This is a genomic window from Paenibacillus sp. cl130, assembly GCF_900116035.1.
Lineage (GTDB): Bacteria > Bacillota > Bacilli > Paenibacillales > Paenibacillaceae > Paenibacillus > Paenibacillus polymyxa_B.
In genome coordinates this window covers 450,505-464,298 of record NZ_FOYG01000003.1, presented here as the reverse complement: position 1 = coordinate 464,298, position 13,794 = coordinate 450,505, and the positions used below count along the sequence as shown (strand labels likewise).

8 protein-coding genes are annotated in these 13,794 nt (G+C 42.7%); 4 read left to right on the top strand and 4 right to left on the bottom strand.

The features are described 5' to 3' along the window. Positions 1-20: 20 nt before the first annotated feature. The 3 genes from BM358_RS11155 to BM358_RS11145 all read right to left on the bottom strand — a co-directional run bounded on the left by BM358_RS11155 (position 21) and on the right by BM358_RS11145 (position 6,562). A complete protein-coding gene (locus BM358_RS11155) occupies positions 21-2,186 on the bottom strand; it encodes an amidase (RefSeq protein ID WP_028541601.1) in 2,166 nt (721 codons plus the stop codon). A gap of 296 nt (positions 2,187-2,482) precedes the next feature. Further along, positions 2,483-4,390, bottom strand: a complete 1,908-nt coding sequence (locus BM358_RS11150; protein WP_028541600.1) for a carbohydrate-binding protein — start codon at positions 4,388-4,390, stop codon at positions 2,483-2,485. A gap of 1,266 nt (positions 4,391-5,656) precedes the next feature. Continuing rightward, positions 5,657-6,562 (bottom strand): LysR family transcriptional regulator, encoded by a 906-nt coding sequence (locus BM358_RS11145; RefSeq protein WP_028541599.1) that lies wholly within the window; start codon positions 6,560-6,562, stop codon positions 5,657-5,659. Positions 6,563-6,699: 137 nt separating this feature from the next. Between BM358_RS11145 and BM358_RS11140 the strand changes: the two genes are divergently transcribed. Next, a complete protein-coding gene (locus BM358_RS11140) occupies positions 6,700-7,848 on the top strand; it encodes an epoxide hydrolase family protein (RefSeq protein WP_028541598.1) in 1,149 nt (382 codons plus the stop codon). Between the two features lie 663 nt (positions 7,849-8,511). Here BM358_RS11140 and BM358_RS27165 read toward each other — a convergent pair. Beyond that, complete coding sequence (locus BM358_RS27165) at positions 8,512-8,790, bottom strand: helix-turn-helix domain-containing protein (RefSeq protein WP_081819217.1); 279 nt, start codon at positions 8,788-8,790, stop codon at positions 8,512-8,514. A gap of 795 nt (positions 8,791-9,585) precedes the next feature. Between BM358_RS27165 and BM358_RS11125 the strand changes: the two genes are divergently transcribed. From BM358_RS11125 to BM358_RS11115, 3 genes are all read left to right on the top strand, one after another. Then, positions 9,586-12,282: a sensor histidine kinase gene (locus BM358_RS11125; RefSeq protein ID WP_028541597.1), complete on the top strand. Its 2,697-nt coding sequence runs from the start codon at positions 9,586-9,588 to the stop codon at positions 12,280-12,282. Then, a complete protein-coding gene (locus tag BM358_RS11120) occupies positions 12,275-12,982 on the top strand; it encodes a response regulator (protein WP_028541596.1) in 708 nt (235 codons plus the stop codon). The genes BM358_RS11125 and BM358_RS11120 overlap by 8 nt, the downstream gene beginning before the upstream one ends. A gap of 254 nt (positions 12,983-13,236) precedes the next feature. Beyond that, entirely contained in the window at positions 13,237-13,569 is a 333-nt protein-coding gene (locus BM358_RS11115; protein ID WP_023988804.1) for a hypothetical protein, read from the top strand. Positions 13,570-13,794: the final 225 nt, after the last annotated feature.

Genomic DNA, 13,794 nt, shown 5'->3' with positions numbered 1-13,794 from the left:
GAGTTCTATGATGTCCTTCGTCATTGGGGTAAAGTGACTGACTTGACTTGAGCAGAGGTATTTCCGTAAATATCCTTGGCCAGTACGAGAATATGCAGCGTATCGGCTTGGGAGGAACCACCCTGTTTGTATTTAGTAGTTGGAAGCGTTGCTGACCAATTGGTTTTATCTTCTGTAATAACGACACGAATGCCATTGACATAAACTTTAAGCTGCGCGATATCGCTTTGATCTGAGACTGAACCTTCCAATTCGAGAACATCATCCGTGATCGAAGCATTCAACTTAAGTTCAGGGGCTCCTGTTTCCTTGCGTTTAGAGGGTGGGAGAGCAGTTTGCGGGTTATAGGAAAAGGTTTCATCCTCAAGCGCTGGCGTGCGTGCTGCAATAGGACGGTTTTTGGTCGCCTGCTCATAGGAATAAGCGTAACGAAGCAGGTCATTATCGCTGTATGCGGCACCTGCCATCGTCAGATTAACGGGCATTCCGGTATCCTTCATAGCGCCCATACTCACAGACACACTTGGGATACCGTACTCGCGTAGAATGAAATTCGTATTGGAGAAATAGTTGCCATTCTCCCAAGCCTCCTCATAGGATGTTTCATTCACATCGGAGTCAGCTTTGCCGATATTCGAATTTGCCGGGAATGCAATAAAATCAAGGTTGTTTTGCTTCATCCAATTTTCAAAATCAATCTTTCGCACATTTTCAAGCCCCCGTAGTCCTTCATGAAACTGGGAAATTTGTTCGTAAGGGGTGACGCCTTTCTTTATGGTTTCAATAAATACGTCATAGTGGCCAAGGTCTCTGCCACGTTTGGCATCTACCGAACCGGGCGGATTTGGGAAGACGGTTGCAGGGTCGATATTAGCCCATGACGGAAAATTCGGATCGCCCACACTTTTAAGGAATTCCTCAGCAGCATAAGGATTAAGCAATCCGAATTCCTTTTCAACCCACTTTGCCGGCATCAAACCACGTTCCTCAGGTGTTTTTGCTGTTGCCCGGTCTTTCTCGCTGTTCGCCTGCAAGGGGAAGTCAACTTCCACAACCTCAGCTCCAAGAGCAGTTAAATCCTTTACAGCTTTTTCCCATAATGCCCGTATCGAAGGTCTGAATTTGATCGGAGTTGTGGTTTCATGGTCCTTACCAATATAGATTTTCGGAACGCCAATGCGCTTGCCTTTTAAAGCTTGAATGTCTCGCAGCTCTAAATAGGATTTGGGACGGACACTGTTGACAGAAGGGAGTCGAACGGCTTTCTGTTCTCGCCAGAAATCCCCCTTGGTGATCTTATCTTCTACAACGATCACGTCAAGCAAGCGGAGCATGTCCTCGACAGTCCTCGTATGTGGGACAACGACATCCCGTATAGGGAAGAGCGGCCAATTCCCCCGAATGGAGATTAGGCCCCGCGATGGCGTGTAGGCAATTAAACCATTGTTAGATGCTGGTGATCTTCCAGAGGATACCGTTTCTTCCCCCATACCGAAGGCAGCAAGGTTGGCGGCTGTTGATACGCCAGATCCGTTAGAGGAGCCAGAGTACCAAGCTGCAGCCAAATAATTTGGATTGTACGGACTTTCAGCACGGCCATAAACGCCTCTTTGCATTCCCCCTGCTGCCATTGGTGGCATGTTGGTTTTACCAATGAGCACCCCACCGGATTTGCGTATCTTCTCTACTGTAAAGGCATCGTCTTTTGCCATCAGATTTTTGAAAGCTGGAGATCCAGAAGCGACAGTGAGTCCCTTAACCTTGTAGCTGTCTTTAACCGTGTAGGGGATGCCTTGCAGTGGACCGGTCTTAATACCCTGTACCCTTAGTTGATCAGCCTGAGCGGCTTCTTTTAGTACGTCGGGGTTCAGAACAGGGATGGAATTCAGCCGAATGCCACTAGAATCATAGGCATATACGCGGTTAAGGTACAGGGCGGTGAGTTCGACACTCGACAGTGCTCCTGACTTCATCGCGTCCTGCATCTGAGCAATCGTAGCCTCTTGCAATTGAAATGTAACTAGGGAGGAGACGGGTTCACTACTGGTTTTACTTGAGGAAGAGGGCGAAGGGGTGGCGGATGCAAGGGAGCATCCCGTGAGAGTTAAAATCATACCAGTCGCGATCCATTTGCAATAATTACCGATTACATTCCTTGCATTCGCTTTTAGCATTCGTGCGCACATAGCATTTTCACTCCTTAAATTAGATAGGATCAGGAATTTGAATAGAGAGGAACGAGAAATTAATAAATGTTTCTAATTATACTACTTATTTTAATACGAAATGTCAATTTTTGTAATGCGGATATAAAGGGACCCATTTAAGGTAAAATGGTGCCCGAGATTACACTAGGGAGCTTCCCTAGCAAATCCCGAGCACCAGAGGGCGTTTTCCATGGGTTACACTTGTAAGTCACTGAGGATGAAACACCCATACATTCTCAATATAGTAAACATTTGTCTAAGATAAATACGAGCGATCATAATGAAAATTCAATGAAATCCACGTAGGCATCCCAGGTTCCGTCATCGCTCGTCAAGGTGAGTTTGACGTCCTGATCTCCGGTAGCGTGAGTAATGTTGGATAAAGTTTGGACAGTCGGCGTTTTGCCCGTGAAATAAAAGGAACCCACAGTTACTCCTCCAATAACCAAGTCCACTTTGGCCGTACTAGCATTGCTTGAAGCCCCCCGTACTGAGATATTATGCGTAGGGTTGGCAAAATACTGTGAGTATGATGCATAGTCAGCAGTGGCATACAGAGCAGCCCCGTCAAAAGGTGTACTGATCTTGCCCGCATAAGTGCCGCCAATGTTCATGTTCTCAGCTTCAACCTTTGTCCCCGTATTGTTCCCCGTGTTGGGGGTAAACTGCCAGGCATCCAAATTAAATAGATTGCCGTTTCCTGTCCCAGTAAACACCAGATAAATGTTGCGAACCCCAGTTGCATTATTGATCGTGGTCTCTACTTCTCTCCAGGTCTGCATACCTCCAGTTGAAGGTACTTTTAAGGTGCCGACTAAAGGGCCTGTCTCACTGTCAAGACGTACTTCAATACTACCACCGACACTTGTGGCAACATTGGCTTTGAACGTCTTTGCTCCGGTAGAGCCAAAATCAGCCTTCCCGACAGCGACCCAGTCCCCATTGTGAATATTGGTCACATTCAGATTACTGACCGGACCGCCAGTGGCTTGAGTGGGCTCGGTCGTAATACCCGCCTGCCACGCGATGGTTTCCGCTTCAACTCTGGTATATGGATTTAGATTGGATAGCTGAGCTATTCCAGTCATATTCCCTTGTACCTCCTGGATGCTTCCATCGGTATTGTACACCAGTTTATTAATGTGAGGAGAGCGATAGCCTTTTCCATTTCCAATTTGTGCCTTGCTGACCGTTTGGGCATGATACACGACGTACCACTCATTTTTAAAGTTAAATACAGCATGGTGGTTGTTGCCGCCAACGCCGAAGAATGTATAGGGGTTTTTCAGGAAATGGCCTTTATAAGTGAAGGGGCCCATCGGGTTATCGCCGACCATATAGCCGATTTCACCTGCAGGGTACTGTGGCGGGTGTGTCCCGGCAAAGTTAATGCAGTAGGAATAATAGTATTTGCCATTGTACTTATGAATACCGGAATCTTCAAATAAGTAAGGTGCATCAATGGTGGTTGTGCTTCCAACAACACTTATCATATCGGCCCCCAACTTGATCACTCTAGCTGTTTTAGGATTAGCAATGGAAGCGGGATCGGATTCGTTAGGAATTCCCCCACCGCTATACAGGTATCCTGTGCCATCATCATCCACCAACACAGCCGGATCAAAAAGCCATGTCACGCCAGCCATTCCAGGCGTACTATGTGTCACAAGCGCTTTACCGAGGGGGTCTGTCCAAGGTCCGATCGGCGTGTCTGCTGTCAGGACTCCAATTCCTGCCCCACCATTGGCAAAATAAAGAAAGAATTTATCTTTGCCATTCAATTTTTTATGCGCAATTGCTGGAGCCCAGGAGTTAGAGGCCCATTTGGCAATGCCTCTACCGTTGTTCTTGTTGTTGGCACCTGCGACCGGTATCGTTCCGTGATCCGTCCAATTCACCATGTCCGCGGAGGAAATGACCTGGATGCGATCCAGTGCACTGAAGTCATTGTCTTTAATCGATCCATCATTGTTATAAACATACGTATCACTTGACATGTAGACATACACCCTTCCACCATATACCAATGAATAGGGATCAGCTCCCAATTTATGATCCACTAGAGGGTTGGAATTTCCAGGGAGTTTAGCCAGTGGTCGATTGGCAGCATCTACACTTAGCACGAGAGAGACACCAAGCAATAAAGTGAAGGAGAGAAATAAAGCTAGACATTTTCTAATCATAACAATAACCTCCGTTTTTTTATATGGTCCAAAGCCGAGCTATTCGTAAATTTATCAAACTCAAGAATATACTCAGACCTCTACCCGTAAGGAGAACTGCTGTGAAGAGGGCACGAGAAATAGACATGAAATCGCTTACATTTATTGAATTTAAAAGTGAACTACGAGAGGAGAGTCACCATATACTGGTCTCTGTTCATTTATTGACAACTCCAGTTATGTGTTGGAGAAAGTATAGTAATCATAAACATTGGGTTATTAAATATTAATATGTAAATTGATTGCAAATAATGGTTTTATTTGGCGCAATCATAGCATGTTCTATCAAAAATAACAATATCATTCTATTTTCTAAAAAAAGCGAATCGAAAGGAACGTAAATTACGATACCAATGGCATGCTGGACCTTTTGCAAAATCGAGATATCCGACCTGTTATCCCAAGCAAGCGCAATCGACGGGTGAAACTTTAAGTTGGCATTAGTTAAACACACTATGTCCATACGTTGTATGCTGAACATGACTGGATAAAATATACGAGTAATTAGTATGAATGATTGCAGCAGAAGAGGCAGCCCTGCAGGGATGCTTTTGCCTGTCCAGGGGAGATTGCATTAATGCAACACTGATATCCAATTTCCAGTATCCTAAATTAGTGCAATAAATGTTGTAAAGTTAGTATGGGCAGTTACCTGATTCATTCATTATTATAAATGCTGTAATCTACATTACCTAGACTGGGGTGACAAAGTTGAACGAAAGTAAAAAGAAGACGGATCGGCAGTCTGCTGATGGTAGGTGTGTTGACATGTCGGCCGTGTTGAACGGGTGCAGCAGCAATAGCGAGCGGTCACAAGCCGGGTGACACAAAAACTACATGTGCCAGGCTGGAGATAAGAACGGTAAATACGATCAACCGGTAACAATTACGTATTTGTGACCATGGGGTTCAGATGTTAAGTTCAAACCAGGAGAAATCATACCAAATGGACAAAAGAAAAGCTGGGAATCGAGTTGAAAAATCAGTAGGTTTCTCCATCCACAAACAATGCATTTAAGACAAAACTGCGTTTGTCTCTTGTATCAAGCGCTGACTTGCTGATATTATTTCATATCGCGGCGAATTTAATTTGGTTCGAGAACTGATTGAATCTCTGACAAATTTGTGGAAGCCGGCGAATTGTTTGATCAATATGCTGACGAGACATGGAAGGAATGTCGAGGGACAAGAACATGGCCCGATTACCAATTATCCAACAAATGGTAGTCATCTTGAACTTTCGAGTTCGTTATCCGTTTCACGGATCGACTTTATCACAAATTCAGAGAAAGCTTTTACTGTTGGAGATAACCACTTTTTCTTTTTAATCAGCATATGGGAGTATATCGGATCGAACTTTTCGGAATGACTTACGATTTTAAGTTTTCCTCTATTCACGTCTTCTTTAACTGTAATATAAGGCAAAAAAGAAAATCCAAGCCCACTCATAACGGTTTGTTTAATCGCCTCAATACTCCATAACTCCATGGTTTGAAATGGGTGAATATCATGCTTTACAAGATATCTTTCAAACATGGTCCGATAACTACAGCTTTCTTCATTCGTAATAAAAAAATGGTTGGTGTTCTCTCGCTTATATTCATCGAAATGGTCTGGACCGTCATTGCTGCACACCAGGACAATGTTCTCCTGGGCCAAAGAATAATGAATGCATTTTTCCGGATGTATTTCCGGGTAGACCATGAAAGCCACATCTACACGTCCACTGATTAAGTCAACCTGGTTTTGTTCACATGTACCGTTGATAAGGATGAATTTGACATGAGGATATTTCAAAGAGAATTCCCTTATAATCGGGCTTAATCTAGAAATTGTTAAAGACTCTGGTGCAGCCACCTTTATAGCACCTTTAACCTCCTGGTTGCTTCGTATATTTCTAATCTGGTCATGAGTAGCCAGTAGATCTTCTGCCAGAGGTATTAATTCTCTCCCTAATTGAGTAAGTTTCAAGTGCCTTCTTTCGTAAGTGAAAAGCTCCCCGCCAATCTCTTCTTCAAGCGACTGTATATGGGCAGTGATCGTGGACTGAGTGTATCCCAATTGCAATGCAGCCCCTGTATAACTTCCGATTTCGATAATCGCCTGAAATGTAATAAGGTGTCTAATTTCCATCGATGTTCTCCTTAGGTTTAATTTCTATCGATAAAAATGATAATGATTTTGAATATTTCAATTTTATTAATGAACAGATCCATCATACAATGGAATCCTTCTGATCGTAAATTAATCTACAAGGGAGGAAACAATGAATGGAACCGTTCAAAATTTCAATTCCAGAGCAACAACTGCATGATCTGTCTATCAGACTAAAACAGGTTCGATGGCCTTCGAGTTTCTCTGTAGAACCATGGGCTCTGGGGACAGACCGTTCCTTTTTAAAGAGATTAGTTGATTATTGGAGCACGGAATACAACTGGCGTGAACAGGAAGCATGGTTAAACCGTTTCCCGCAGTTTATGGAACATGTGGATGGCTTCGATATACACTTTGTACACGTTCGGGGTGAAGGCACATCCGCACGACCACTGTTGTTGACTCATGGATGGCCAGGATCATTTGTAGAGATGTTAGAACTAATCCCTTATCTAACAACTCCATCACTATATGGTGGACATGCTGAAGAGGCTTTTGACGTGATTATTCCCTCATTGCCAGGCTTTGCATTTTCGAGTAAACCCACACGACCGGGAGTGGGGTCCAAATACGTAGCTACGCTTTGGGCAAAACTTATGGATCGTTTGGATTATGAAAGGTATTTGGTTCAGGGAGGGGATATTGGAGCAGGGGTCTCAACATGGTTAGCATTCATGTACCCTGAACGGGTGATGGGACTTCATCTCAATTATATTCCAGGAAGCTACAAGCCACCCCTCACTCCGAATACACCATCTGTTAGCGAAGAAGAGCAAGCTTACTTAGACATCGTAGCTGAGTGGTTGGACCGAGAAGGTGCTTATAGCGCCCTTCATAGAACGAAGCCGGAAACACTGGCTTTTGCACTAAGTGATTCCCCAACCGGTCTTGCCAGCTGGATGGTAGAAAAATTTCAAGGTTGGAGTGACTGTGACGGGGATATCGAAAGGTCTTTCTCACTTGATCATATCCTCACTAACATATCGATTTACTGGTTTACCAATTCGATTGCTTCTTCCATGCGAATATATACTGAAGGTACCAAAATGCCACTGCATTTCACCGAAGATCAGCGTGTTACTGTTCCAACAGGGGTTTCCTTATTTCCCAAGGAGCTGCCCACGCCTCCCCGAAGCTGGGTAGAACGCGCCTATAATATTACGTACTGGGAGAAAGCGAATAAAGGCGGTCATTTTGCCGCTATGGAAAATCCTAAATTGTTTGCCGAACATCTAAATCATTTTTTTCATTCCATAAGCATCTGATAGTCTCTATCCTTGAGAGGGTTATGAACAACCAGTACATTTTTTACCAGACATACATTTACCCCTTAAAGGGGAATGGACACAAAGTTGGCCCTCAAACTTTGTCTTAGAGATTACCACAGTGAAACTGGAGTTGACCTGACTACTAAGATCATGTGAAAAGGGGCAAATTTTAATTTTGTGTTACTGTAAAATATGTAAATGCAAAGCGGTAACACAACTCAATATTCTTCTACAAAATCACATATGAGATTCATTCCGCTACGGTAGGTTCACATATTAGTCCATATAAAATGAGAAAAATATCGGGGTGTATACACTTAAATAGATACATTTATCCATACTTCTCTTAATTATAATTCAGCCAAGTATATTCACAACCTCAACCATACTACACAGCTTCGATATTGTTATATGAATAAAACTGATCGAAACCGTCAGTATCACTCACTAATCTCAAGGCAAAGGAGCATAGATGATCCAACAAAATAACCAGTACTCTTGAATGAACTTACAGGGCAAAGAGAGCTTGGAATAATTCAATGCGCAATAAAAAGCTCATGTCGTTGGCTTTGCGTCTAGTTATCGAAGAAAAAAAGGACATTGACCATTTAATTAGTCGCTTATTTAGCAGCTTTTTATATTTTGGAACGACTGCCCGAACTAAAGATGAGAGATTTTATTATATTTCCGGAAAGTGTACAGTTCATACTTTGGAAAACCTGACAAGGCCTTGATCGATATGTGGGTGAAAAGGAAAACTGAAGAGGGGGTTATTCGAAAAAATAAATGCGGTGAAACTCGGGGGCACAGTCTAATTGAGCAATTTAATCGCTCCGCAAGCTTGCTAATGATCTCAAAAGAGGGCATCGCATTTGCTTTCTCAATTTGACTAATGTAACCTCTGGTTCCAACATCTCTAGCTAGATCCTCCTGACACATTTATAAACCTTTTTGTAAGTTCTTTATCTTCTTCCTAGTAAATAAGAATTTGTGTAGCCACGGTATTGGAAGAGGGAGAGGGCTTGGTAATTACAATCGAGCCCTTTTTATTTACAGGTGCAGGGTATGTCGTTGAGCAAACGGATGGATGGACTTTATGTGTACCCGACAATAGCTTTGTGGCACAACATGAGCATACCATAATAAGGTGTATCAGCCGAAAAATATAAGAATAAGCAAAAACTATAAAGAATGAACTGTACCCTGTCAGTCAGACATGAAGAAGAAACTATGTCTACTTGGCAGGGTACTTTCATTGGTTTCTCTGACTTAAGGAGGAAGAATTGATGTGGAAGAAATGTAGTTTGTTTTTATTAGTTCTAGCATTTGTGTCGATTTGCATTTCTGAAATGCCTGCGTCTGCTGCCAGCTCTACAATTACCAAGCATATAGGAAATTCTAACAATGAAATTTGAAATGGAAGGAGAAGATGTCAAAACGTGCTATGACAGATGAAGCCAAAGCATTGAATCCTTGTTTTTCAATCTTCTATGCCGTGAATATGAGAAAAGGCTGAACCAGCTTGTGAAAGCTTTTTATATTATTTTGTGCTGCTATCCTTCCACTGAGAAAGCTAGGACAGAATCAGGATTTTGAGGCTTCTTTAAGGATGTTATTACATAAGAGCGGATCTTAATACAATCTTAATGCTGTAGGCAAATTCGTAATACGGTACTGATTTTGCTCATGATATACTATGGATTGAGAGAGAATATAGTAGAGGGTGGGCACAGGATGGCAGCAAAACAGAACGATGCCGGGTCCATACTTGATCGAATTACTGACTTGCCGGTAAGAAAAAGTAGAGGAAGACTGAAAATTTTTGTTGGATATGCACCAGGTGTTGGGAAGACCTGTGCAATGCTTAGCGACGCTCACGAAGAGCAAAAAGAGGGTATAGATATCGTAGTTGGATATATTAAACATTATGCCCGGCCATACACTACGGCGTTGTTGGAAGGACTTGAACTTCTTCCTTACATCAAAATTTCAAATAAAGAATCCTCAACTAAGGAATTTGATCTGGACCAAGCGCTCCAGAGAAGTCCTGACCTTATTTTATTGGACGATTTGGCCCATACCAACGCGGCAGGATGCCGACATAAAAAAAGATATCAGGATGTGGAGGAACTTCTTCGCGCAGGAATTCATGTATATACGACGATGAATGTTCAACAGATCGAAAGTCTAACGGATATTGTCTACTCCATTACTGGCATTTCCGTTGACGAACGCATACCGGACAGTGTATTTGACAGTGCTGATCAGGTGGAATTAGTCGATATTGAACCGGATGATTTAATAGGACGTTTGAATAGGGGAAAGATTTACCCTGAGGAGGAGAATACACAGGCTCATTTATTTACCAAAGAGAAGCTGACGACTCTACGTGAAATTGCTTTGCGTAATACAGCAAGTCAGTTAAACCGAATCGCGGAGCAAATCAGTGAGCAGGCGAAAAGAAATGAATTTGATACGAAAGAACATATTCTGGTCTGTCTGTCTTCGGCTGCTTCCAATAAGAAAGTGATCCGAACAGCAGCAAGAATGGCGGCAGCTTTTCATGGTCATTTCACCGCGTTGTTTGTGGAAACACCAGAAGCGAGAGAATTGACATCAAAAAATAAAGCAGAGTTAAGGGAGAACCTTAGGCTGGCTGAGCAAATGGGTGCACAAATCGCAACGATGTATGGAGACGATATTCCAGGACAGATTGCCGAATATGTCAAAACAAGCTGTGTATCGAAAATTGTCCTAGGACGCTCCCCTTACAAGAGGAGAGGGCTTGCAAAATCCAATGTAAGTGATAAACTAACGGCCTTACTTCCTAATATTGAAATCTATATTATCCCCTATACTCAGTCTTCCTTCTATAAAAGATTGCCTTTTTACGAAAAATACCCATTGCTGTCGTTGGCAGATACTATCAAGACCATTGCTATCTTGGCTGTGTGCACAATTATTGGCTTGTGGTTTAAGTATTTGGAATTCCGAGAAGCTAACATTATCACCGTGTACATTCTGGGAGTTTTGTTAAATGCAATTGTGACTAAGGGCAGAATGTATAGCGCCATTTCTTCGGTTATGAGTGTACTTGTGTTTAATTATTTTTTTACCGAGCCTTATTATTCTTTACAGGCTTATGATTCAGGCTATCCGGTCACCTTTCTGGTCATGCTGGCTGCTTCTTTCATGACGAGTACACTGACTATGCGAGTAAGAGAGCAGGCTCGGCAATCCGCGCAAAAAGCTTACCGTACCGAGGTGCTTCTGGAAACAAGCCGGAAATTGCAACAGGCCAAAGACTCTCCGGCTATTATTAATGAAATGGCACATCAAATGGTAAAGTTGTTGGACAGAATGGTCATTTTCTATTCAGTTGACCAAGGGGTACTGTTGGCGCCGCAGTTTTTTCCAAAGAAAGAATCTGCAGTTGATCCAGGGGTCTACACAGGAGGCAACGAACGTGCAGTTGCAGAGTGGGTATATAAAAACAACAAGCGTGCAGGAGCAACGACGGATACTTTTTTTGGCGCTAAGTGTCTATATCATGCGGTGCGTGGAGGAGAGCAGGTTCTTGCGGTGGCAGCTATTGTAATGGATGAGGAAGAACCTTTAGAAGTTTTTGAAAATAGCCTAATGCTTGCCATGCTGGGAGAATGCGCGCTGGCGCTAGAGAAAGAAAAACTGAACGAAAGACAACAAGAGATTTCCATGCAAATCCAGCAGGAGCAACTCCGTGCCAGTCTGCTTCGGTCCATTTCTCATGATTTACGCACTCCACTTACCAGCATCTCAGGCAATGCGGGGATTCTTCTTGGAAACCCAGAGGTACTAAACGAGGAACAGAAAAAAGGTCTATATACGGATATATATGACGATTCCATGTGGTTAATCAATTTGGTAGAAAATTTGCTGTCTATTAGTCGAATCGAAGGTGGTACTCTAAATCTGAATTTTCAGGCAGAATTAATGGAGGAAGTCATTTCGGAGGCTCTGCTTCATGTGAATCGCAACAGTGTGAAGCATGTCATTCAGACGGAACTGGATGATGAATTGATGATGGCTCGAATGGACTCCCGACTTATTGTTCAGGTATTGATCAATATGATTGATAATGCAATCAAGTATACCCAAGATGGCTCTCACATCACAATTTCAGCAAGACGCGAGAGACATATAGTCATTGTAGAAATCTCAGATGATGGCCCCGGTATTTCTTCAGAAGAAGTCAAGGTTAGACTGTTTGAGATGTTTTATACGGCAGACAACATTCATGGGGACGGACGTCGTGGATTAGGATTGGGGCTTTCTCTGTGCAAATCAATTGTGAATGCTCATGGAGGTACTATTGGTGTTAAGGACAATATCCCTAAAGGGACGGTTTTTTATTTTACCCTGCAAGCTGAGGAAGTGAATGTTCATGAATAAACCTTTTATTCTTGTTGTGGAGGACGATAAACCCATCCGCAAGCTGATTACGACAACGCTGGAGACACAGGGGTATAAATATCATACGGCTGAAACAGGGGAAGCATCGATTTTAGAAGCAGTATCCAAGCAGCCGGATCTAATGATTCTGGATTTGGGGTTGCCGGATATGGATGGTGTAGATATCATAAAAAAGTTTCGTGCATGGTCGAATATGCCTATTATTGTGGTCAGCGCACGCAGCGAAGATCGGGATAAAATAGATGCGCTGGATGCCGGAGCGGACGATTATCTAACAAAGCCCTTCAGTGTAGAAGAACTGCTGGCCAGACTTCGAGTCAGTTTACGAAGAATTCGAAATGACAGTGATAAGCTCCTGAAGGATGCTTCCATCTTTATTAATGGAAATTTGAAAATTGATTATGCAGCAGGATGCGTATGGATTGGTGAAGAAGAAATTCACCTGACCCCAAGCGAATATAAACTGCTTTGCCTGCTGGCAAAACATGTAGGCAAAGTACTGACCCATAATTTTATCCTGCATGAAATCTGGGGCAACCACAGCTATGACATTCCTGCCCTGCGTGTGTTTATGGCAACGCTGAGAAAAAAAATAGAAAAAACATCATCACAAACTAAGTTTATTCAAACACATATCGGAGTTGGTTACCGTATGCTTCAGGTTGGAGATGATGGCTAGGTAACAATACCATTATGTAATTAGAGATCATGCTCTTATGGAGCATGGTCTCTTTATTTTTCATCTGCCACTAAATCTTAAGATGATCTTTATACCTATATGAAAACCCTAATCCTAAACTAATGGTGAAAATGTTACGCTGAACTCTGAAGTAAAGAGGATAAGGAGGTTCGGCATGTGAGATGGGCACTACCTTGTTCGTCTGTTTCATCGGCTAAGCTGTCAACTGAGTGAAAGGGAAAGAGGTATGGGGAATGAATGAAATTTTAACAAGTGCGGGTCTGATCTCAATTGTGCTGGCGGTGCTGTATTCCGTTAAAAAAATATATGATTTTATCGATTTGCAGAAGGTGACACGGAAGGATCTCTATGAGAACTATGATATCTATAAAGCAGCTCAGAAGTTTGCTCTCGGTACACCCGTCGATGAGATCAGAGAAATCCTGACAAACAGCTATGAGTTAGACGATAACCAGGTTGAAGAGACAATGTTTTTGGCTCTTCCTCATCGGAACGATACCGATGGTGGTTATCTTGCCTTTATCAAGGCTGTAAATCGGGTGCTGGAACAAGAGGTTTATAGCTAAACTCCGAAAGAAGGAAAAATATGAATCGTCAGGCCGCGTTACCTGGTGTTTGCTCCCAATCTGGCCGGAGAACAATTTCTACAAGCGCTGAGTGAAGAAGAAAAATTATTTGTTGCTTTGGCATCCAATCCTGATCAACAACACCATTTGTAAGAATTAGGAGTAGAAAATGTTATTGAAAGCTTAGAAGGCTTATTCCACTTGTTGAAGACGGAGTGAGCCTTT